This window comes from Micromonospora sp. WMMD1102, assembly GCF_029626265.1.
Classification (GTDB): Bacteria; Actinomycetota; Actinomycetes; order Mycobacteriales; family Micromonosporaceae; genus Plantactinospora.
The window spans coordinates 3,731,800-3,753,984 of record NZ_JARUBN010000001.1 but is presented as its reverse complement, the minus strand read 5'-3'; the positions used below and the strand labels follow the sequence as shown (position 1 = coordinate 3,753,984).

21 protein-coding genes are annotated in these 22,185 nt (G+C 72.5%); 7 read left to right on the top strand and 14 right to left on the bottom strand.

All coding sequences use genetic code 11. The features are described from left to right. Positions 1–16 precede the first annotated feature (16 nt). From O7626_RS16730 to O7626_RS16720, 3 genes are all read left to right on the top strand, one after another. Positions 17–1,288, top strand: coding sequence for a lipase (locus tag O7626_RS16730; RefSeq protein WP_278062097.1), 1,272 nt, complete (start codon positions 17–19; stop codon positions 1,286–1,288). 319 nt (positions 1,289–1,607) lie between these two features. Then, positions 1,608–3,521 carry a molecular chaperone HtpG gene (gene htpG, locus O7626_RS16725; RefSeq protein WP_278062096.1) on the top strand — a complete coding sequence of 638 codons (1,914 nt, stop codon included), beginning with the start codon at positions 1,608–1,610 and terminating at the stop codon, positions 3,519–3,521. Between the two features lie 42 nt (positions 3,522–3,563). Further along, complete coding sequence (locus O7626_RS16720) at positions 3,564–4,508, top strand: diacylglycerol kinase family protein (RefSeq protein WP_278062095.1); 945 nt, start codon at positions 3,564–3,566, stop codon at positions 4,506–4,508. 106 nt (positions 4,509–4,614) lie between these two features. On the opposite strand, the gene O7626_RS16715 is transcribed toward O7626_RS16720, so the two are convergent. Continuing rightward, positions 4,615–5,415 (bottom strand): HAD family hydrolase, encoded by an 801-nt coding sequence (locus O7626_RS16715; protein ID WP_278062094.1) that lies wholly within the window; start codon positions 5,413–5,415, stop codon positions 4,615–4,617. 100 nt (positions 5,416–5,515) lie between these two features. On the opposite strand from O7626_RS16715, the gene smpB reads away from it, so the two are divergent. Next, positions 5,516–6,082 carry an SsrA-binding protein SmpB gene (smpB, locus tag O7626_RS16710; protein WP_278066185.1) on the top strand — a complete coding sequence of 189 codons (567 nt, stop codon included), beginning with the start codon at positions 5,516–5,518 and terminating at the stop codon, positions 6,080–6,082. 134 nt (positions 6,083–6,216) lie between these two features. On the opposite strand, the gene O7626_RS16705 is transcribed toward smpB, so the two are convergent. Continuing rightward, complete coding sequence (locus O7626_RS16705; protein WP_278062093.1) at positions 6,217–6,702, bottom strand: FBP domain-containing protein; 486 nt, start codon at positions 6,700–6,702, stop codon at positions 6,217–6,219. Positions 6,703–6,762: 60 nt separating this feature from the next. On the opposite strand from O7626_RS16705, the gene O7626_RS16700 reads away from it, so the two are divergent. The 3 genes from O7626_RS16700 (at position 6,763) to O7626_RS16690 (ending at position 9,099) form a co-directional block, all read left to right on the top strand. Then, positions 6,763–7,338, top strand: a complete 576-nt coding sequence (locus O7626_RS16700) for a TetR/AcrR family transcriptional regulator (protein WP_278062092.1) — start codon at positions 6,763–6,765, stop codon at positions 7,336–7,338. A 119-nt stretch (positions 7,339–7,457) separates the two neighbouring features. Continuing rightward, positions 7,458–8,657 (top strand): SGNH/GDSL hydrolase family protein, encoded by a 1,200-nt coding sequence (locus tag O7626_RS16695; protein WP_278062091.1) that lies wholly within the window; start codon positions 7,458–7,460, stop codon positions 8,655–8,657. A 118-nt stretch (positions 8,658–8,775) separates the two neighbouring features. After that, entirely contained in the window at positions 8,776–9,099 is a 324-nt protein-coding gene (locus tag O7626_RS16690; protein WP_278062090.1) for a hypothetical protein, read from the top strand. Between the two features lie 42 nt (positions 9,100–9,141). Here the strand turns inward: O7626_RS16690 and O7626_RS16685 are convergent, their stop codons facing one another. The 12 genes from O7626_RS16685 to O7626_RS16630 form a co-directional block, all read right to left on the bottom strand. Further along, positions 9,142–10,239: a hypothetical protein gene (locus O7626_RS16685; RefSeq protein ID WP_278062089.1), complete on the bottom strand. Its 1,098-nt coding sequence runs from the start codon at positions 10,237–10,239 to the stop codon at positions 9,142–9,144. 78 nt (positions 10,240–10,317) lie between these two features. Further along, positions 10,318–10,977 (bottom strand): hypothetical protein, encoded by a 660-nt coding sequence (locus O7626_RS16680; RefSeq protein ID WP_278062088.1) that lies wholly within the window; start codon positions 10,975–10,977, stop codon positions 10,318–10,320. A 15-nt stretch (positions 10,978–10,992) separates the two neighbouring features. Further along, complete coding sequence (locus O7626_RS16675; protein ID WP_278062087.1) at positions 10,993–11,829, bottom strand: hypothetical protein; 837 nt, start codon at positions 11,827–11,829, stop codon at positions 10,993–10,995. Between the two features lie 69 nt (positions 11,830–11,898). Next, on the bottom strand, positions 11,899–13,188 hold the full coding sequence (locus tag O7626_RS16670; protein WP_278062086.1) for an MCE family protein: 1,290 nt from the start codon (positions 13,186–13,188) through the stop codon (positions 11,899–11,901). After that, a complete protein-coding gene (locus O7626_RS16665; RefSeq protein WP_278062085.1) occupies positions 13,185–14,681 on the bottom strand; it encodes an MCE family protein in 1,497 nt (498 codons plus the stop codon). The genes O7626_RS16670 and O7626_RS16665 overlap by 4 nt, the downstream gene beginning before the upstream one ends. Continuing rightward, a complete protein-coding gene (locus O7626_RS16660) occupies positions 14,678–15,961 on the bottom strand; it encodes an MCE family protein (RefSeq protein WP_278062084.1) in 1,284 nt (427 codons plus the stop codon). Before O7626_RS16660 ends, O7626_RS16665 begins: the two co-directional genes overlap by 4 nt. Next, positions 15,961–16,944: an MCE family protein gene (locus tag O7626_RS16655; RefSeq protein WP_278062083.1), complete on the bottom strand. Its 984-nt coding sequence runs from the start codon at positions 16,942–16,944 to the stop codon at positions 15,961–15,963. Before O7626_RS16655 ends, O7626_RS16660 begins: the two co-directional genes overlap by 1 nt. After that, positions 16,941–17,990 carry an MlaD family protein gene (locus tag O7626_RS16650; RefSeq protein ID WP_278062082.1) on the bottom strand — a complete coding sequence of 350 codons (1,050 nt, stop codon included), beginning with the start codon at positions 17,988–17,990 and terminating at the stop codon, positions 16,941–16,943. Before O7626_RS16650 ends, O7626_RS16655 begins: the two co-directional genes overlap by 4 nt. After that, a complete protein-coding gene (locus O7626_RS16645) occupies positions 17,987–19,345 on the bottom strand; it encodes an MCE family protein (protein ID WP_278062081.1) in 1,359 nt (452 codons plus the stop codon). Before O7626_RS16645 ends, O7626_RS16650 begins: the two co-directional genes overlap by 4 nt. Before the next feature lie 7 nt (positions 19,346–19,352). Beyond that, positions 19,353–20,156, bottom strand: coding sequence for an ABC transporter permease (locus O7626_RS16640; RefSeq protein ID WP_278062080.1), 804 nt, complete (start codon positions 20,154–20,156; stop codon positions 19,353–19,355). 1 nt (position 20,157) lies between these two features. After that, positions 20,158–20,907, bottom strand: a complete 750-nt coding sequence (locus O7626_RS16635) for an ABC transporter permease (protein ID WP_347404861.1) — start codon at positions 20,905–20,907, stop codon at positions 20,158–20,160. 56 nt (positions 20,908–20,963) lie between these two features. Continuing rightward, on the bottom strand, positions 20,964–22,031 hold the full coding sequence (locus O7626_RS16630; protein WP_278062078.1) for an ABC transporter ATP-binding protein: 1,068 nt from the start codon (positions 22,029–22,031) through the stop codon (positions 20,964–20,966). Between the last annotated feature and the right edge of the window lie 154 nt (positions 22,032–22,185).

The following is a 22,185-nucleotide window of genomic DNA, read 5'->3' as shown; positions in this document are numbered from 1 at the left end:
GGGCCAGGCTGCCGGTATGCGAAAACCTTCTCGACGCTTGCTGCTCGCCGGACTCGCCGGGCTGCTGGCCGTGTCGGTCCCGGCCGCCGCGCCCGCCGCGTCAGCCCGGACCGAACCGCCGCCGACAGCACCGCTGCGGCTGAGCCTGCCCGCACCGACCGGCCCGTACCCGGTCGGCAGCACCGAACTGCACCTGGTCGACCAGGACCGCACCGACCCGTGGTCGGACGACGGCCGGCCGAGAGAGCTGATGGTGAGCCTCTGGTACCCGGCGTCGACCGCCCACGGCGGGCACCCGGCGCCGTACCTGCCGCCGCTGGCCGGCCGGCACTTCGCCGAGCGCACCGATTCGCAGTTCGGACTCGAACCCGGTCGGGTCGACTGGGCCGGAACCGTCACCCACGCCCGCACCGGAGTGCCGGTACGCCACCGGCGCGGCGGCCACCCCGTCATCCTCTTCTCGCCCGGCGGCGGGGTTCCCCGTGCCCTCGGCACGACGCTGGTGACCGAACTGGCCAGCCAGGGGTACGTGGTGGTGACCGTGGACCACACCTACGAGACGCCGGAGGTCGAGTTTCCCGGCGGGCGGGTCGAGGTGCAGCGGCTGCCCGACATCGATCCCACCGAGCTGAACCACCGGATGCTCGACACCCGGATCCGGGACACCCGGTTCGTCCTCGACCGGCTCGCCGTGCTCGCCCGGGGCGGCAACCCGGACGCCGGGCAGCGGCGGCTGCCGGCCGGACTCGGCGCCGGGCTGGACCTGTCCCGGACCGGCATGTTCGGCCACTCGGCCGGCGGCTTCACGGCGGCCGAGACGATGCTGTCGGACCGCCGGCTGGACGCCGGGGTGGACATGGACGGCAGCCTGGCGTTCAGCTTCTCCGCGGGGGACTTCGGCGACGTGGTGCACCGGGGACTCGACCGACCGTTCCTGCTGATGGGGGCGGGGGAGAGTCGTGGAGTGCCGCACACCCACCAGCACGCCGAGGACTGGGCGCAGTTCTGGGCCAACTCCACCGGCTGGAAACTGGATCTCCACGTGGCCGACGGTGAGCACTTCACCTTCACCGACTACCAGGTGCTGGTGCCGCCGCTCGCCGAGGCGTACCCGCTGCCACCCGGCCTGGTCCTCGACGCGCTCGGCACGGTGGACCCGGACCGGATCGTCGGGTCGATGCGGGCCTACCTGACCGCCTTCTTCGACCAGCACCTGAGCGGTCGGCCGCAGCCCCTGCTGCGGGACCCGTCGCCCCGACACCCGGACGTGACCTTCGTCCGTCCCTGACCTGGAACGCAGGGCCCGCCCGGCCGCGCCGGGCGGGCCCTGCGCCCGTCCCTGGGCTGGCAGGGACATGTCGCTCGGCCGTGATACCACCCTGTCATCACGATGACACCGTGGTATCACGGCCGGCGGGCATATTCCCCCCAGCCAGCCAGCCAGCCAGCCAGCCCGCCAGCCGGGCCGGCGCCGGGTCGCCGGTCGGCGACCGGTGGCGGCGGTGGGTCAATTAGTATGGCGCCGGCTATCCGGAGCGCATCACCGGAAACGATCACCGGCGGCGCTGGCGTTGTCGGGGGCAGTGGGCATTGTCGTGGAGGATCACATGAGCACCGGGACCGAGACTTTCGAGTTCCAGGCCGAGGCGCGTCAGCTACTCCAGCTGATGGTCCATTCGATCTATTCGAACAAGGACATCTTCCTGCGGGAACTCATCTCCAACGCCTCGGACGCGCTGGACAAACTGCGGCTGGCGGCGTTCGCCGACAAGGAGCTGGCGGTCGACACCTCCGACCTGCACATCACGATCGAGGTCGACCGCGAGGCGCGCACCCTCACCGTCCGGGACAACGGCATCGGGATGTCCCGGGACGAGGTCGTCATCCTGATCGGCACCATCGCCAAGTCCGGCACGGCGGAACTCCTCGAGAAGATCAAGGAATCCAAGGACGCGGCCGGTTCGCAGGATCTGATCGGACAGTTCGGGGTCGGTTTCTACTCCAGCTTCATGGTCGCCGACCGGGTCACCCTGCTGACCCGGCGGGCCGGCGAGTCCACCGCGACCCGTTGGGAGTCCGACGGCGGCGCCACCTACTCGGTCGAGACCGTCGACGACGCCCCGCAGGGCACCTCGGTCACCGTGCACCTCCGGCCGGAGGACTCCGAGGACCAGCTCTTCGACTACACCGCCGAGTGGAAGATCCGGGAGATCGTCAAGCGGTACTCGGACTTCATCGCCTGGCCGATCCGGATGGCTGTCGAGCGGACCGACAACGACGGCAAGACGACCACCGAGACCGAGACGCTCAACTCGATGAAGGCGCTCTGGGCCCGGTCGAAGGACGACGTCAAGGAAGACGAGTACAAGGAGTTCTACCGGCACCTCAGCCACGACTGGTCCGACCCGCTGGAGACCATCCACATGCGGGCCGAGGGGACCTTCGAGTACGAGAGCCTGCTCTTCATCCCGTCCCGCGCCCCGTTCGACCTGTACATGCGCGGTGCCAAGCGCGGCGTGCAGCTCTACGTCAAGCGGGTCTTCATCATGGACGACTGCCAGGAGCTGATGCCGGAGTACCTGCGTTTCGTCAAGGGTGTGGTGGACGCCCAGGACCTGTCGCTGAACATCTCCCGGGAGATCCTCCAGAAGGACCGGCACATCCAGTTGATGCGTCGCCGCCTGGTCAAGAAGGTCCTCTCCACGGTCAAGGAGATGCAGGCCGGCGACGCCGAGCGCTACCAGACCTTCTGGTCGGAGTTCGGCCGGGCGGTCAAGGAGGGCCTGCTCGACGACTTCGACAACCAGAAGACGATCCTGGAGATCTCCTCGTTCGCATCGACGAACGACCCGGAGCAGCTGACCACCCTCGCCGAGTACGCCGAGCGGATGAAGGACGGCCAGACCGACATCTACTACTCCACCGGCGAGTCCCGCACGATGATCGAGAACTCGCCGCACATGGAGGCGTTCCGGGCCAAGGGCTACGAGGTACTGCTGCTCACCGACCCGGTCGACGAGATGTGGGTCTCGGCGGTGCCGGAGTTCGACGGTAAGAAATTCCAGTCGATCGCCAAGGGGCAGGTCGATCTTGACACCGACGAGGAGAAGGAGACCGCCGGTGCCGAGCGCGAGCAGCAGGAGAAGGACTTCGCCGACCTGCTCGGCTGGCTGACCACCCAGCTCGCCGACCAGGTCAAGGAGGTACGCCTGTCGTCCCGGCTGACCACCTCCCCGGCCTGCATCGTCGGCGACGCCCAGGACATGACCCCGACGCTGGAGAAGATGTACCGGGCGATGGGGCAGGACATGCCGACGGTCAAGCGGATCCTGGAGCTGAACCCGACGCACCCACTGGTCAGCGGGCTGCGCGAGGCGCACGGGCAGCGCAGCGAGGACCCGGCCGTCGCCGAGACCGCCGAGCTGCTCTACGGGATGGCGCTGCTCGCCGAGGGCGGTGAACTCGGCGACCCGGCCCGGTTCACCCGACTGCTCGCCGAGCGCCTCGCGCGTACCCTCTGAGCTGCTGCTTGGTGGTCCGCGCCGCTGGGTAAGACACCGTCCATGACCAGCATGCTGACCGCCGAGCCCGCCGCCGAGCCCGCCGTCGCGACCCCGGCCCGGGTGGGCCGGGTCGCGGTCGTCGCGCACCGCAAGAAGTCCCTCGGCGGCGGGCTCGACGAACTCCGCTCCCGGCTGCGCGGCGCCGGGATCGACGACCTGCTCTGGTACGAGGTGCCCAAGAGCCGCAAGGCGCCCAAAAAGGTGCGCAAGGCGCTGGACAAGGGTGCCGAGCTGGTCTTCGTCTGGGGCGGGGACGGTATGGTGCAGCGCTGCTCCGACGCGCTCGCCGGCTCGGACGCGACCCTGGCGATCCTGCCCGCCGGCACGGCGAACCTGCTCGCCACGAACCTCGGCATCCCGGAGGACCTGGCCGAGGCGGTCCGGATCGGGTTGACCGGGCCGCGTCGGCGGCTCGACCTCGGGCGGGTCGGCGGCGAACACTTCGCGGTGATGGCCGGCGCCGGCTTCGACGGGGAGATGATCCAGGACGCCGACCGGGACCTGAAGGATCGCCTCGGCCGGCTGGCGTACATCTGGACCGGGCTGCGGCACGTCCGCAGCGAGACGACCCGGATGCGAATCCGGGTCGACGGCGCCGACTGGTTCGAGGGGGAGGCGAGCTGCGTACTCTTCGGCAATGTCGGCACGATCACCGGCGGCATCCCGGCCTTCGACGACGCCGAGCCCGACGACGGCTGCCTGGAGGTGGGGGTGGCGACCGCCAGCGGGGTGCTGGACTGGATGCGTACCCTCGGCCGGATGGCGGTCGGGCGGTCCGACTCGTCGCCGTTAGTCCGGATTACCCGGGGCCGGAAGATCAACGTCCGGTTCGCCGAACCGATGACCTACGAGCTGGACGGCGGCGCCCGCGACCAGGTCAGCCGGTTGAAGGCCCGGGTCGCACCGGGCGCGCTGACGGTTTGCGTACCCGAATCCGAGTCCTGATTCTCGGCAGCGGCAGCGGGAGCGGAGACCAGGGCGGGGCGGCGGCGGAGGCCGGATGCGGAGCCGGCGGCGGAGGTCGGGCAGCGGACGGCGGCGGCGCGGCCGGTCAGCGGGCGGTGCCGGCGAGCCGGTCGTCGTCGGCCCGCCGGGCGCGCAGCCGGCCGGGCAGCTCGAAGACCGAGTCGAGCCGGCACGGCTCCGGCACCGGGGTCCGGCGCTCCGGGTCGATCAGGTACGCCGGGATGCCGGCTCGCTCGGGTCCGACGTAATCAGGCCCGTAGCTGTCGCCGACGAAGACGGCCGAGTCGGCGTCGATGCCGAGGGCGTCCAGCGCGGCGGTGTAGATCAGCGGGTGTGGCTTGCGCCAGCCCAGCTCGACCGAGGTGATCACGGTATCGAAGTGTCCCGCCAGCCCCATCGCGTTGAGCTGGCCCGGCACCAGGCCCGGCTGGTGCGTGTTGCTGACCACCGCCAGCCGGTAGTCGCGGGACAGCCCGGTGAGCAGCTCGGCCATGCCGGTCAGGTAGCGCACCCGGGTGCTCCACTCGCGGACGTACTCCCGGACGAACGGGTCGACCTCCGCCGGGGCGGGTCGCCGGCCCAGGACGCTGCTCAGGAACGCCGTGCCGACCTCGGTCATCGAGAATTCGGACTCGTCGACGTCGCTGCGCCGGTCGAACTCGGCACAGCACTCCGACCAGGTGGCCAGGAAGCCGGGGTAGTCCAGGCCGGCGCCGAGCTGGCGGAGCAGCGCGTACGAGCCCGGATAACCCTGCTCGGTGCGGCTGGCGGAGTAGTCGACCAGGGTGCCGAAGAAGTCGAAGAGGACGTGCGTCGTCCGCGTCGTCCGTGTCGTGGGGGTCGTCCGCGTCGTGGGGGTCGTCTGCGTCGGGTCGGCGGCGGGCATCGACGCATTATCCCATCCGGATCCCGGCCGGCCGCGCCTGCCGAGCGCCGGGTACGGCCGGGAAAATTCTGTCGATCCGCCGCTGAGCTGTGCGTATAGTCTGGCTGCCCGCACGTCCGGGTGCCCCGGGAGCCGTGCCGGGGCAGAGGCTGGGGAGGTCGTCGCGTCCAGGGAAGTCGAGCGCAGGCTCATCGCCTCGAACAAGAAGGCGCGGCACGAGTACGCGGTGCTGAAGACGTACGAGGCGGGGATCGTGCTGCGCGGCACGGAGGTCAAGTCACTGCGGGCCGGGCAGGCGTCGCTGGTCGACGCGTTCGCCCAGGAGCGAGACGGCGAACTCTGGCTCTACGGGCTGCACATCGCCGAGTACGCCTACGGGACGTGGACGAACCACCAGCCGAGGCGGATGCGGAAGCTGCTGCTGCGGCGGGTCGAGATCGCCAGGATCCTGGACCGGATCCGTGATCCCGGGCTGACCCTGGTGCCGCTGGCGCTGTATTTCTCGAACGGCTGGGCCAAGGTCGAGATCGGGGTGGCCCGAGGCAAGCGGTCGTACGACAAGCGTCAGGCCCTGGCCGAACGTGACGCCAACCGGGAGATCGCCCGGGAGTTGGGGCGGCACCTCAAGGGCAGATCCCCAGCCTCCCGGACGGCCCGCAACCGCTGACCCGGGGCCGGCAGCCGCTGACCCGGCGGGCAACGGCTGACCCCGGTCGCGCGTTCTGATCTGACCCGGTCCGGCCGGCGTCCGGTCCGGCCGGCGACCAGGTCAGCTGCCGACCAGGTCAGCTGCCGACCAGGTCAGCTGGCGACCCTGGTCAGGAAGGCGGCGAGGTTGGCGCTGGTGCGTTCGATCTTCTCCGCCAGCGTGATGGTCTCGTCGAGCCGTCGCCCGGCGTCCTTCCGGCCCCGCAGATAGAGGGAGCAGGCCAGGTCGGTGCAGAGATAGGCGCCGACGGAGTTGCCCTGCCGGCCCTCCCGCCCTGCCTTGCGCGCGGTCATCAGCGAGACCCCGTCCCCGGTGTGGGTGGTCAGGCAGAGCGAGCACATGCTGCGCCGGGCCCGCCCTGACTGGGTGGCCACCCGCAACGCCACGCCGACGAGTTCGCCGCCGGATTCGGCGACCAGGTAGGCCCGTCCGTCGGCGGCGGGGTCCCGCCAGCCGAAGAAGTCGAGGTCGTGCCAGGGCTGTTGGTCGAGGTCCCTCGGCACGGCGAGGCGCTTCGTCTCGCCCTTGGTGCAGTTGACGAAGGAGGCGCGGATGGCGGACTCGGTCAGAGATAGCATAGGATCTAGCCTAATAGCCCTAGGTAAACGAATAACGATCCTAGGTATGAGGTGTGGCACATGGCACGAGCGGGGCTCACCGCCGAGCGGCTGACCGTGGCAGCGGCGGAGCTGGCCGACGAGATCGGCTTCGAGAACGTCACCGTCTCGGCACTCGCCCGCCGCTTCGGCGTCAAGGACGCCAGCCTCTACTCCCACCTCCGGAACGTCCGCGACCTGCGGGTCAGGGTCGCCACCCTGGCCCTGTCGGAACTCGCCGACTCCGTCGGCGCCGCGCTCGCCGGCCGGGCCGGGCGGGCCGCGCTGGCCGCCTTCGCCGACGCCTACCGGAGCTACGCGAAACAGCACCCCGGCCGGTACGCGGCGGCGCAGCTGGATCTCGACCCGGAGACAGAACCGGCGGCAGCCGACGCGGCCCGTCGGCACGCGGAGCTGACCCGGGCGATCCTGCGCGGCTACCGGCTGGCCGAACCCGACCAGACCGACGCGGTACGCATGCTGAACAGCACCTTCCACGGCTACGTCAGCCTGGAACGGGCCGGCGGTTTCCGGCACCATCCCCGCCCGATCGACGAATCCTGGGCCAGGACCGTGGACGCCGTGGACACCGTGCTGCGCAACTGGCCCCAGGGGTGACCTGCCGTACGCGGAGATGGTGACGCGAGCCGCCCCCTATATTTGTCGGCAGTCGAACCCGTACCCGTGGGTGTCCCGGCCAGGGGACCGGACGGCCCGACACGACCCGGAGGTGGCCGTTGCCCAGCCTGGTGACGTTGCGCGGCTGGGCGACGAGCTGGGCGTGCATGCCGCAGCTCACCGAACCGGACAACATGCCGCCGCCACCGTTCACCGGGCACGGCCGGGCGCTGGCCGACACCACGCTCCGGCAGACCGTCCGGATCTCGGTGGGCGGGACGCGGATCCGGCTGCGCCTCTCCAACGCGTTCGGCGGCGCACCGCTGCCGGTCACCGCCGCCACGGTGGCGCTGCCGGCGGGCGGCCGGGCCGGGACCGACGCGATCGTCCCGGACAGCGCGCGGCCGGTGACGTTCAGCGGTCGCGCCTCGGTGACCGTCCCGGTCGGCGCCCAGCTCGTCTCCGACCCGGTCGACATCGCGGTGCCGGCCCGCGCCAACGTCACCGTGACGCTCTATCTCGGCCCGGGGCAGGCGTCGCAGGAGATCACCTCGCATCCCGGCTCACGGACCACCTCCTACCTGCTGCGCGGCAACCATGTCGCGGCACCGGCGCTGCCCGACGCCACCCCGGTCGACCACTGGTATCTGCTCGGCGGCCTGGAGGTGCCGGCCGGCGCCGAATCCCGGGGCGCGGCACTGCTCGGTGACTCGCTGACCGACGGGCGCGGCTCCACCACCAACGGAAACGACCGCTGGCCCGACCAGCTCGTGGACCGACTGCACGGGTACGCCCCGACCGCAGACGTCGCGGTGCTCAACCAGGCGGCCGGCGGCAACCGGGTACTCGCCGACGGGCTCGGGCCGAACGCACTGTCCCGGCTCGACCGGGACGTACTCGCGCAGAGCGGAGTCGCCTGGCTGGTGGTCTTCGAGGGAGTCAACGACATCGGCACCGCCGAGCCCACCGGTGCCGCCCAGCGGGCGGTCGCCGAGGACCTGGTCACCGCGTACGACCAGATCGTCACCCGGGCGCACGCGCACGGCATCCGGGTGTACGGCGGCACGCTGACGCCGTTCGGCGGCCACGACGGGTACGACGACCCGGCCGGGCTCCGTGAGGACACCCGCCAGGCGGTGAACCGGTGGATCCGTACCGGTGACCGGTTCGACGCCGTGCCCGACTTCGACGCCGCCGTCCGGGACCCCGCGGACCCCCGCCGGCTGCTGCCGGTCGCCGACGGCGGCGACCACCTGCACCTCAACCCGGTCGGCTACCGGATGCTCGCCGACGCCGTCCCGGCCGACCTCTTCCGGTGAATCCCCAGCCGGGCGTCCGGGCCGACCCGGGGATCCCGGGCGGCTGCTCGGCCGGCGCGCCGGCAGTAGCCGCGATCGGCGCGACTAACCACGGAACGGTTCGGGTATGGATCGCGGCATGAGCGAAGAGCCGAGTGACCGGGTCGAGAATCGGGCCCACCTGCTGCCGGAGGAGGAGTCCGTGGGCAGCGACGACCCGCAGGCGCAGGCCGCGGCGGTGCTGGCGGAATCCGACGCCCGCGAGGCGGGGGCGGCGGCGCTGGCCGAGTCCGACCCCGGCACCACGGAGGCGGAGCGCCGGATCGCCGAGGCGGCGGCCGCCCCGGACTCGTTCCTGGAACGGCGTACCTCGGAGCAGACGGTGACCCCGGAACAGACGGCCACCCTGGAGCAGCCGGCGCCCACCGAGCAGCAGCCGGCCACCCCGGAGCCGCCGGACTGACATCCGAGAGCGCCGAACCCACAGCGGCACCTCGGCGACCGGTCAGCCGAGTGGATCCCACTGGCTCGCGTAGCGCAGCAGGGACTGGGCCAGGTCGGGGTGGCTCGCGGCCCACAGGTCGTCGAAGAGGAACCACTGCTGGTAGCCGAATACCTCGTCGACGTGCATGGCCAGTTGGGCGAGGTGCGCCGAGACGAGCAGCATCGAGCGCTCCGGGTGCCGGTCGTCGCGGACCGCCGGCAACGCCGCCCGGCGAGCCCGCACCAAGTCGCTGCCGCCGACGGTGCCGCTGTCGCTGCCGCTGTCGGTCCCGCTGCCGCCGCTGTGGCTGCTGCCGCTGCTGTCGGTGCGGTCGGGCAGGTCGGGCCAGGGCTCGCAGACTGACAGTTGGAAGCCCGGCCAGTCGTTGACCCGGCGCAGTCCCGGCTCGATCGACTCGTCGGCCGGCCCGACCAGCGCCGACAGCACCTTCAACTCCGGCGGCCAGTCCGGATCGGGCTCGCCCGAGGCGGCCAGCCCGTCCCGGAGCCGGGCGGCGAGCCCCGGCAGGCGTACCCCGGGGAACACCTGCGGCGGGGTGGTGGCGATCGACGCACCGTCGTAGAAGGTGAGCAGCACCGCGTAGCTGTCGCCGGGGCCACCGGCGGGTGGCAGCGCCGGTCGGGCGGGCACCGCCGGCACGAAGGTGGCACCGGGCCGGTCCGGCACGGTCACCTCGGCGGGCAGCGGCCAGGACTGGAACAGGTAGGCCAGTCGCTCCGGCTCGGCGGCCACCACCTCGTCGTCGAGCAGGAAGTACGCCAACTCGACCTCGTCGTCGTCGGTGTACGCCCGCACGGAGTGCTCGGTGACCCGCAGATGGGTCTCCGGCTCCCCCTCGAGATAGAGGTGCTCGGCCAGCAGCTCGTGCAGCTCCCGCCAGTCGCGGGGCGGGGGGAGCTGCCGCACCGCCGCCTCCTCGAAGACCGACTCCAGTCCGTAGACGTCGACGCCGAGCTGGTCCTCGACCCACTGTTCCGGGTCCTCGACGGTCCAGCCCTGGCGGAACCAGTCCAGCACCCGCACCCCGGGCAGGTGGCGGACGTGCTTGCTCAGCGGCCCGTCGTAATGCGAGCGGTAGCAGAAGTACACGCCCGGCATGGTGCACCACCCCACCGACACTTCCGCCGCCGGCACCGGCCGGGGTCAACGGCCGGACGAGTGCCGCCCCGGAGAGGCTCAGATGGCGGTGGCGCGGGCCACCTTCCACTCCCCGCCGACCCGGCGCAGTTCCAGGACCACCCGGTTCTGGTCGACCTTCTCGCCGTCGGTGTTGGCGTTGCGCCGGTACTGGTTCAGGTAGACCAGCAACTCCACCTCGGCGGCCTCGGCCCGGATCACGCCGCTGGCGGAGATTTCGGCGAGTACCACCGCCTGCTCGGCGACGGCTGTCGACTTCAGCGCCGAGGTCGTCTCGGCGTACTCGTCGGCGAAGGGGCCGGTCACGAAGGCCCGCCCGTTCGCCACGCTGGCGTCGAAGCTGCGGTAGTCGTAGGAGAAGATCGCCTTGGCGGCGGGGGCGGCGGTGGCCAGCGCCTGGCGTACCGCGGAATCGCGTTGTTCCGCCCGGTGCTGGGCGTACCAGGCGGTGCCGGCGGCCGTCGCGGCGAGCACGGTGGCGACCGCGAGCGCGAGGTGCAGCCGGGAGCCGGCATACCGTCGGCGCCGCGTCGAAGCGGCACCGTCGGCCTTGCGCCCCGCGCCATCGGCGTCGCGCCCCGCGCCATCGGCCTCGCGTTCGACAGCATCGGTGTCGCGTTCGACAGCGTCGGCGGCCGGCTTCTCGACGGTACGGCCCCGGGGGCGCAGCCGTCGGGCGAGCGTGGCGATCGATCGCATCGGGAACTCCTCTGCTCAGCCGACGAACTGGAGCCGGGAGACCAGCCAGGTGTCGGAGTCGCCGTCCCTGGTCAGGTCGACCTGGATCCGGTAGTGCGCGGGCCGTCCGTCCGGGGCGTTCACGTTCTTGACGGTCGCGTCCATCGCCACCAGCACCACCGCGTGCCGCCGGTCGCCGGAGAGCAGGCCGGCGCGCAGCACCGTACCCCTGGACTCGACCTTGTTCTCCAGCACCGCCTGCCGGACCTTGGCCTGGCCCCGGACGAACTCCTCCTTGAACTCACCGGTGGCTCCGGCGGTGATCCGTTGCAGGTCGCCGTCCACACTGGACGCGCTGACCGAGACGAAGTTGACAGTCGTCTGCCGCGCGGCGGCCAGCGCCTGCGCGTGGGCGTTGGTGACCGCCCGGTCCTGCCACCACTGGTTGCCGAAGAACCCGGCCAGGGCGAGGGTCACACAGAGCGCGGCGACCAGCCCGACCGTCGTCGCCCGCCACCGCCGACCCGGTCCGGTACCCGCACCCGCACCCGCACCCGCACCCGCACCCGCAGCCGCAGCCGCCTCCGGCGCCTCCGTCTCCTCCTCCGCCGGCCCGTGGACCGGTTCCTGGTCGAGCCGTTCCAGGATCTCCTCGACCGGGTCCTTGGCGGCCGGGACCCGGCGGGTCACCGTACGCCGGGGCGTCGTCCGCGCGCCCCGGGCCGGCTGCCGGGTCGCCTCGCCCGACCGGCGGGCCGCGCCGGTCGCGCCGCGTCCCTGCCCGTCGCCCCGCCCGGGTACGCCCGCCGTGCTCGACTCGTCCGTCACTGTTCCCCTGACCAGTTTCAACCTGCGTTCCTCACCGCTTCGCATCGGTCGGCTCCTCAGCGCTTCCCATCGGTCGGCTCCTCACCGCTTGCCATCGGTCGGCCTTCGGGTCGGTCATGGCGCGAGGCCGGCGAGTAGGAGTTGCTTCCAGGACTGATCGCCGGCGAGTCGGTACTGCCCGCCGGTGGAGCCGAAGGAGAGCGGGCCGCCGGCCGGGCCGAGCGCCAGCCCGGTCGCCGGGTCGTAGCCGGCTACCGTGGCCGGCGAGACCGGTGGGGTGTCGTCGCCGTCCGGCTCGTCCGGCGGTGCCAGGGCGGGCCCGCCGGGGCGCGGCGGCGGCGGGTCGGTGCCGCCGGGCCGGGGCGCCGCCGCGCTGCCCCGGACGCTGGAACCGCGCGCCGCCTCCGCCGAGGTGCATTCGGCCGAGCCGTCGTAGACGCAGGCGGGCGGGTCGGCGACGTTGAGTACCAGTCCGAAGTGGACGCTGCCGTCGCCGGGCGTGACCGTGAACGCGCCGTCCACCACCAGCGGATAGACCACCAGCAGTTGCTCGATGCCGGGCAGCCGCCGGGCGGCCACCCCGTTCACCGCGACCAGGTTGCCCAGCAGGGTGCCGATCGACGGGTCCAGGTCGCGCAGCAGCCCGACCAGTTCGGTGGCGGCGGGCGGCCCGTCGGCGAGGATCCGCCGCAGGTCGGGGTCGGCCGCCCGGACCGTCTCGGCGAGCCGGGCCAGCCCGTCCGCCCAGCGACGCAGCGCCTCGGCGGACTCCTGCTGGGTACGCAGCACCGTGCGCCCGTCCCGGATCAGCGCCACCGTCTCCGGCAGCCGTACCGTCGCCTCGGCCAGCAGCGCGCCGCTGGCGTCCAGGATCCGCCGCAGTGCCGCCTCGTTGCCCTCGAAGGCGACACCCAGCTCGTCGATCACCACCGCCAGGTCGTCCGGGTCGATGGAGCGGACCAGCGCGTCCAGGTTGGCCAGCAGGGTCTCCGGGGCGAGCGGGACGCCGGTCCGGTCCCGGCCGATCACCGCGCCGTCCCGCAGCCACGGCCCGGTGTCGCGTTCCGGCCGCAGGTCGACGTACTGCTCGCCGACGGCGGAACGTTGCGAGACCACCGCCCGCAGCGCGTCGGGTACCCGCACCCCCTCGTCCAGCCGCAGCGTGACCCGGACCGCCCCGTCGTGCAGGTCGACCGAGTCGACCCGGCCGACAGGTACGCCCCGGTAGCCGACCGACGCGTTCGGGAAGATGCCGCCCGCGTCGGCGAAGTCGGCGTGCACCAGGTAGCCGTGCCCGAGCAGCCGGTCGCCGAGCCCGACGTAGCGGATCGCGACATAGCTGATCCCGAGCACGCTGACCATCAGGAACGCGAGCACCTGGAGCCGGGCGGTACGTCCGATCATCTCAGCAACCCCCCGCCGAGTACGTCGAGCAGCCCGCCGGTCTGCCCCTGCGTCGCCCCGTCCGGCGGCGGCAGCAGGCAGCCGGGGGAGAGGATGGTGCCCAGCGGCAGTTTGGTGCCGGGCGGGAAGATCGTGCCGGGCGGCACCACGCCGCCCGGTGGCAGCAGCCCGCCCGGCGGCAGCAGCGAGCCGGGGCGGAGCAGCTCGCAGTCCTCCGGCAGCTCGCACTCGGGCAGCAGCGGCGGCAGCCAGTCGATCGGCAGCAGCCCGCCGACCGGCAGGCAGACCGGTGGCAGCACGCCGGGAAGCAGTGGACCGACCCCGCCGGGTCGCCCGTCGCCGCCGCCGGGCCGCTGCCCGCCGCCGGTCGCACCGCCCGGCCGGTTGCCGCCGGTGCTGCCGCCGGGGCGGGTCCTCGACGGCGGTTTCGCCACCGGCTTGGCCGAGAAGAGATTCGCCAGGATGGTCGCGGCGTCCAGGTCGGCGGTGACCGCCAGGTTGATGTAGTCGCCGACGATCGCTCCGGTGACGTTCGGCGGGAACGGGTACGACAGCATGAAGTCGAGTGACTTCGGCAGCGCGTCGCCGGCCCGGACGAGCTGTTCGAGCGTCGGTTGCAGCGCGCGTACGCTCGCCACCAGATCCTCCCGGCTCTCGGTGACCACCCGGGCACCTACCCGGCCCAGTTCGCCGAGGGCGGTCACCGCCGCGCTGAGCTGTTCCCGCTGCTCGGCCAGTACGGTGAGGCCGGGGTCGAGCGCGTCGAGCGCGTCGCCGATCACGGCACGCTGCCGGGCCAGCCGGCCGGTCAGCCGGTCCAGGGCCTCCACCGCGCGGACCAGGTCCGCCTTCTGCCGGTCCAGCCCGGCGACGAAGGTCTCCAACTGGCGCAATGCGTCCCGGGCGGCCGGTTCCCGGCCCTGCAAGGCGGCGGCGAGTTCCTGGTTGATCGTCTTGAGCTGGGCCAGCCCGCCGCCGTTGAGTAGCAGCCCGAGCGCGGCCAGCACCTCCTCGACCTCGGCCGACCGCTTGGTCCGGGCCAGCGGGATCACCGCGTCGTCGCCGAGCTGTCCGGCCGGCGGCTCGGTGACCGGGGCGGCGAGTGCGACGTACTTCTCGCCGAGCAGGCTGGTCTGCCGGACCGCGGCGGTGGCGTTGCCGGGCAACCGTACCGTCCGGTCGATGTCCAGCCGGACCAGTGCGGTCCAGCCGCGCAGCGAGATCTGCCGCACGCTGCCTACGGTGACGTCGTTGACTTTCACCGACGCCTGCGGCACCAGGTCGAGTACGTCGCCGAACTCGGCCGTGACCTGGTAGGACGGCTCGCTCGGCGCGCCGCCGGGCAGCGGCAGGTCGGCCAGGTCCGGCACGGTGCAGCCGGCCAACCCGGCCGCGGCCACCAGCACCGCCGCCGCGAGTGTGGCGACCGCCCGCCGTGCCGTCCGCCCGGCTCGCCCGGCCGAACGGCGCTGTGCGGAGGGTGGCCGGTTCATCGGACACCTCGCAGGATGCCGCCGAGGGTGCGGTCGAGCGACGCCTCCGGGCCGGGCACCCCGGGTACCGGTTTGCCGGTGCCGTCCTCGCCGGTCCCCGCCGGCTCCGGCGTGACCGGGGCGGGCTTGCCCGAGGGCGGCAGGTTGAGCAGCTTGCGCAGCTCCTCCGGCAGCGGCAGACGTTTCAGGTTGAGCGTCTCGGCCAGCTCGAAGCAGCGCTTCGGCACCTTCGGCGCCGGCAGTGCGTCGGCCAGGCTCGCGCAGACGTACGCGGCCGGGTCGTACGGGCCGAGCAGGTTGGCCCGGGTGTCCAGGGTGCCGGAGCGGGCGTTGTAGGCGAGGTTCAGGTTGGACAGCGTCAACGGTGCCACGTCCAGGATCCTGATCAGCGCCTTCTGCTGCCGGACCAGCACGTTCGTCACGTCCGCCAGCGCGTCCACGTTGGACTTCAGAATCGCCCGGTTGTCCCGGACGAACCGGGTCACCTCGGCGAGCGCGGCGGCCAGGTTGCGCAGCGCGGCGGCCAGGTCGTCCCGCTCGGCGGCGAGCTGGGTGGCCACGTCGGCGAGCCCGGAGTTGAACGCGCGCACCTGCTGGTCGCTGCGGGCCAGCGCGGTGGTGAACCGTTGCAGGTTCGCCACCGTGCCGAAGAGGTCCTGCCGGCCGACGGCGAGGGTGTCCAACGCCCGGGAGAGCCCCTCCAGGGTGTCGTGCAGGTTGTCGCCGTTGCCGGCCAGGTTGGCCCGGGCGGTGCCGAGCAGTTCGTCGAGCGCGCCGTCGGCGTTGGCGCCTTCCGGCCCGAGCGCCCGGTTGAACTCGTCGAGTGCCCGGTAGATGTCGTCGATCTCCATCGGCGCCATCGTCCGGTCCACCGGCAGCTCGGCCCCGTCAGCCAGCCGGGCACCGCCCGCGTAGGCGGGGGTGAGCTGCACGTACCGGTCGCTGACCAGGCTCGGCGGCACGATCACCGCCGACGCGTCGGCCGGTACGTCGTGCCGGGCGTCGTAGCGCAGCTCCAGCCGGACGGTACGCCCGCTCGGGGTGATCGAGACGACCTCGCCGATCCGCACCCCGAGCACCCGTACGTCGGAGCCGGGGTGGATGCCGACCGCCCGCGCGAAGTGCGCGACGAGGCGACGCTGCGGGCTGCCCTGGTGCAGCACCACGAACGCGGTCGCGGCGGCCAGCAGCACGGTCACCCCGGCGGCGAGCAGCGCCCGGCGGCGGCGGCTCGGCACATCCTCGCCGGCCCGGGGCAGGCGCGTGGAGAAGGGGCGCATCAGCGACCTCCCGTCGGCACGTACGGCTGGAGCAGCCCGCGCAGGTACGAGTCGAACCACCGGCCGTTGCCGAGCACGTTCGTGAAGGCGTCCAGGAACGGACCCATGGTCTGCAACGTCCGTTCCAGGTTGTCGCGGTTGCGTTGCAGGGTGGCGACCACCCCGCGCAGCCGGCGCAGTGTCGGCTCCAGGGTGGCCCGGTTGTCGGCGACCAGCCCGGAGAGCTGGCTCGACAGGTCGCGGGTGCCGACCAGCAGCTGGTGGATCGCGTCCCGCCGCCGGTGCACCTCGTCGAGCAGCAGCGTCCCGTCCGCGACCAGTTGCCGGAACTCCTCGTCCCGGTCGGCCAGTACGTCGGTGACGCCGCGGGCCCGTTCCAGCAGTTCGCGCAGCTCGGCGTCCCGGCTGGCGACGGTGCGGGAGAGCCGGGAGAGCCCGTCCAGCGAGGAGCGGACACTGCCGGGCGTGTCGGCGAAGGTCTCGGCCAGGGTGGTGAACGCGGTCGCCAACTGCGCGGTGTCGATCTCGTCGAAGGTGCCGGCCAGCCCGCTGACCGCCTGCATCACGTCGAACGGCGACGCCGTCCGGGAGAGCGGGATCTCCGCCTCCTCGGCGAGCCGGCCCGGCCCGGCCGGGGCCAGCGCCAGGTACTTCTGGCCGAGCACGGTCTTGATCCGGATGGTCGCACCGGTCTCCCGGCCGAGCCGCAGCTCGCCGTCGTCGACCCGGAACCGCACCCGGACGTACGGGGTGCTGCCGTCGCGGGCCAGTTCCACCTCGGTCACCTCGCCGACGCGTACCCCGGCGACCCGGACCTCGTTTCCCTCGGCCAGCCCGCTGGCGTCCCGGAACGCCGCCGCGTACGCCCGGTCGCCGAGCGTGCTGAGGTCGTCGAGCCGGAACGCCGTCAGCAGCAGGCCGGTCAGCACCACCAGGCCGACCACGCCGACGGCGACGGGATTGCGTTCCCGGAAGGGTTTCACCGGGCACCTCCTGGTCCGGCGCAGCGGGCGGCCTGGGAGCTGAACGTGGCCGGGTTGACGGACTGGCCGCCGAGGCTGAGCCGGCCGTCGAAGTCGCAGACGAAGAGGTTGAGCCAGGAGCCGTGCGAGGCGACCCGGGTCAGCGCCTCGTAACGGTCGGGCAGCCGGCCGAGGGTGCCGTCGATGACCGCCGAGTTCCGGTTCAGGGTGCCGGCGAGTTCGCCGAGTTCGGTCACGTCGGCGGCGAGCGCGGGCCGGGCGTCGGCGAGCAGCGCGGCGGTGCTGCCGGTGAGCTTGCCGAGGTTGACCAGGGCGGCACCGATCGCCTCGCGGTCGCCGGCCAGCCCGGAGACGAACTGTTGCAGCGACCGGATCGTCTGGTCGAGTTCGGCGTCCCTGGCGTCGAGCGTGGCCAGCACCGAGTTCAGGTTGGTGACCACCCGGCCGATCACCGCGTCCCGGTCGGCGAGGGTGTTGGTGAGCGAGGCGGTGTGCGCGAGCAGGCTGGAGACCGTACCGCCCTCGCCCTGCAACACCTGGATGATCTCGTACGCCAGCTTGTTGACGTCTTCCGGGCTCAGCGCGGTGAACAGCGGCCGGAACCCGTTGAACAGGGTGGTCAGGTCCAGCGCCGGGGTGGTCTGGGTGAGCGGGATCAGCCCGCCCGGCGGCAGCGGGGCGCCGCCGCCGGGTCCCTCGGCGAGCGCGACGTAGCGTTGGCCGATCAGGTTGCGGTAGCGGATCTTCGCCTGGACGGTGCTGCGCAGCGGCACCTCCTCGGTAAGCCTCAGGGTCACCTCGGCGACGCTGTCCCGCACCACCCGGATCCCGTCGACCTGGCCCACCTTCACTCCGGCGATCCGCACGTCGTCCCCGGGCAGCAGGCCGGTGACGTCGGTGAACCGGGCCCGGTAACCGGTGCCGCCGAACGAGAAGGAGCCGAGCGCCTGGCCGAGCAGCCCGGTGAGCAGCAGCGTCACCGCCGCGAAGGCGACCAGCTTGACCAGCGGGCCGACCGGCACCCGGCGCACCGCCACCCGGCTCATCGGACGTTCACCACCGCTCCGCGCAGCAGCGGACCCCAGAGCAGGACCGCGATGTCCGGCACCGCCGCCGGCAGCGTGTCGGTGGCCGCCCCGATGATCGGCTTGAGCAGGTTCTGCTCCTCCTCGGTGCCGGCGGAACCCATCGCGGGTGGGTCGCCGGCACCGGAAGCCCCGCCGGAAGCGCCGTCGGAAGCACCGCCCGGGCCGGTGCCGGCCGCCGGCTTGCCGACCGGGAGCTTCAGCGGGCCGGGGCGGGAGCCGCCGTGGTCGTAGCCGTCCTCGATCCGCACCTCGGGCGCGGGGGGCGTCGGGCGCGGCAGCTCCCGGCACTGCGGCCCGGTCGAGGCGCCGTAGACCGGGGCGTCCCGGCCGGGCTGGTATCCGCCGTTGTCCCGGGTCACTTCCAGGGTCACGTGCATCCGGCCGTTGCGGAACACCTCCTCGGCCAGCGGCTGCGCCCCGACCAGTCCCCGCATCAGGCACGGGTATTCCGGTGAGTAGGCGGCCAGCAGTTCGAGTACCGGCCGGCCCAGCTCACCGAGCCGGATCACCTGCTCGCCGTGCCGGTCCAGGAAGAGCCGGCCCACGTCGGCGGCGTCGGTCGACTCGGCGAGGAAGGCGGCGAGCTGGGTCCGCTGGTCGGCGACGGTCCGGGCGGTCGGGGTGACGTCCCGGAGGATCGCCAGCAGGTCCGGCAGAGCCGCGTCGTAGGAGTCGAGCACGGCGGCGAGCCGCCGGACGTCCTCGGTGAGCGCCGGCAACTCCCGGTTGAGTTCGGTGAGGTAGGCGTCGAGATTCTCCAGGGTCCGCCCGAGCTGCTCGCCCCGGCCCTCCAGCGCGGTGGCCAGCGCGGCGAGCGTGCTGGCCAGCTGGTCGGGCCGGATCGACTGGAGCAGCGGCAGCGCCTCGTCGAGTACCCGTTCCAGCTCGACGCCGTTGCGGCTGCGGTCCTGGCTGATCACCGCACCCGCCCGGAGCGCTCCGGCGGTGGAGCCGGGCGGGGCGACAAGCGCCACGTACCGCTCGCCGAAGAGGGTCTTCGGCAGCAGCCGGGCGGTGACGTCGGCGGGTACCTGCCCGATCCGGTCCGGGTCGAGCGCCAGCCGCAGCCGGGCCCGCCTCCCGTCGCTGTCGATCTCGCGTACGTCGCCGATCGGCACCCCGCGCAGCTTCACCTCGGCGCCGGGACTGAGCTGCATCCCGGTCTGCGCCGTGTGCAGGGTCACCCAGGCGACCGGGGTGAAGACCTTCCGGTACTGCAACACGGCCAGGCTCAGCGCGGCGCCGAGCACCGCCACGAAGACGATGCCGAGGAGGCGCCGGCCCAGCGGCGAGCCCCGGTGCTCCAGGCTCATCCTTGTCTCACCCCGCGATCCGGACGGTCGTGGTCGCGCCCCAGATGGCCAGCGACAGGAAGAAGTCGACGATGTTGATCGCCACGATGGCGGTACGCACGGCCCGGCCGACCGCGATGCCGACGCCGGCCGGCCCGCCGCTGGCGTGGTAGCCGTAGTGGCAGTGCACAAGTACGACGATCACGCTGAAGACGAGTACCTTGCCGAACGACCAGAGCACGTCCACCGGGGGCAGGAAGAGGTGGAAGTAGTAGTCGTAGGTGCCGGCGGACTGTCCGAAGTAGAAGACCGCGATGGCCCGGGTGGCGAGATAGCTGGAGAGCAGCCCGACGACGTAGAGCGGGATCACCGCGACGAAGCCGGCGATCATCCGGGTGGTGACCAGGAACGGCAGCGACGGCACGCCCATCACCTCCAGCGCGTCGACCTCCTCGGAGATCCGCATCGCGCCGAGCTGGGCGGTGAAACCGGAGCCGACCGTCGCCGACAGGGCCAGCCCGGCGACCAGCGGGGCGATTTCCCGGGTGTTGAAGTAGGCCGAGACGAACCCGGTGAAGGCGCTGCTGCCGAGCTGGTCGAGGGCCTGGTAGCCCTGTAGCCCGACCTCGGTGCCGGTGAAGAAGGTCAGGAAGCAGATCACCCCGACCGTGCCGCCGGCCACCGCCAGCCCGCCCCGGCCGAAACTGATCTCGGCGAGCAGGCGTACCACCTCGCGGCGGTAGCGGCGCAGTGCCCGCGGGGTCCAGGCGGAGGCCCGCAGGTAGAAGGCGAGTTGCCCGCCGAGGTCGTCCAGGGTGCGCAGTCCCGGCATCTCACATCCCCCGCTGTGGCACGAGCTGGAAGTAGACCGCGGTGATCACGAAGTTCAGCGCGAAGAGCAGCATGAAGGTGAGCACCACGCTCCGGTTGACCGCGTCGCCCACCCCCTTCGGCCCGCCCCGCGCCGTCATCCCGTGGTACGACGCCACGAGCGCCGCCACCGCGCCGAAGAGCACCGCCTTGACCTCGCCGACGACCAGGTCGGAGAGCTGCCCGAGCGCCTGGAAACTGGCCAGGTACGCCCCCGGGGTGCCGCCCTGCATCACCACGTTGAAGAAGTAGCCGCCTGCCACCCCGACGACGCTGACCAGGCCGTTGAGCAGTGCCGCCACAAGTGCGGCGGCGACGATCCGGGGCGCCACCAGCCGGTGCACCGGGTCGATCCCGAGCACCTGCATCGCGTCCAGCTCCTCGCGGATCTTCCGGGCGCCGAGGTCGGCACAGATCGCCGAGCCGCCCGCACCGGCGATGATCAGGGCGGTCACGATCGGGCTGGCCTCGCGCACCACGGCGAGTACGGAGGTGGCGCCGGTGAACGACTGGGCGCCGAGCTGGCGTACCAGCGAGCCGAGCTGGAGTGCGATCACCGCGCCGAACGGGATCGAGACCAGCGCGGCGGGCAGGATCGACACCGAGCTGATGAACCAGGCCTGCTGGACGAACTCGCGGACCTGGAACGGCCGCCGGGCCAGTCCGCGCAGCGCGTCGAGGCAGAACGCGAAGAACTGGCCGGAGCCGCCCAGCCCGGCGGCCAACCGGCTCGGCCGGCGGGTGCCGCTGCCCGGTGCCGGCGGCGCGCTCACCGCAACGCCTCCGTACGCCGCCACCCGCTGTCGCCCCGCTCGCCACTGCCCTGGACCCCGCTGCCCCGATCGCCGCTGTCCCGGACGCCCTGGAAGGAGCCGGGCGGCGGGACCACACCGTTCTCCTCGCACCAGCGGCCCGGCGGCTGCTCGGCCGCCCTCGGCCGCCCGTTCGAGGGGGCCAGTTGCGGCGGGATCGGCGGCAGTGGCGGCAACTGCGCGCCCGCCTCGGCCTCGGCCCGCAACTCGGCGGAGTCCTTCTCCTCGGCCATCCCGATCGGGCCGATCCGCTGCGCGTTGAGGAACTGCCGGACCACCGGCTCGGTGCTGGAGAGCAGCATCTCGCGCGGTCCGAACATGGCCAGCTGGCCGTGGTAGATCAGGCCGATGTTGTCCGGGACGGTCCGGGCGGTGTTGATGTCGTGCGTGACGATCAGGAAGGTCGCCCCGGTCTGCTGGTTGAGGTCGATGATGAGCTGGTTGAGATAGGCGGTGCGGACCGGGTCCAGCCCGCTGTCCGGCTCGTCGAAGAGGACGATCTCGGGGTCCAGCACCAGCGCGCGGGCCAGCCCGGCCCGCTTGCGCATGCCGCCGGAGATCTCGCCTGGCAGCCGCTGTTCGGCACCGAGCAGCCCGACCATCTCCAGCTTCTCGTGCACCACCGCCCTGATCTCCGACTCCGACTTGCGGGTGTGTTCGCGCAGCGGGAAGGCGACGTTGTCGTAGATGTCCATCGACCCGAAGAGCGCGCCGTCCTGGAACAGCACTCCGAAAAGCCTGCGGACCTGGTAGAGGGCGCGTTCGGAGAGCCGGGTCAGGTCCCGTCCCTCGATCCAGATCGACCCCCGGTCCGGCTTCAGCAGCCCGACGAGTGTCTTGAGGAAGACCGACTTCCCGGTGCCGGAGGGGCCGAGCAGCACCGAGATCTCGCCGGCGGGCAGGGTCAGGCTCACGTCGGACCAGACCCGTTGGCTGCCGAAGGACTTGGTCAGCCCTTCGACGCGTACCTCGACGCCCATCCGTACCCCGCCCGCCCGCAGTTCCCGGTGCACCGCTTCGTCCACCGCCGTCTCTGCTGGACATCGCGCCGGGCACGCTCCGCGCAACAGCGCGGGCCGGTAATTCTTCGATCACTTTCCGTGGGTACGCCGTTGAGCTGCCGAATCGTCACACCGGCAATCCGGCCCCGCCGGTGGTGCCGTCCGGCGGCGCCCGATA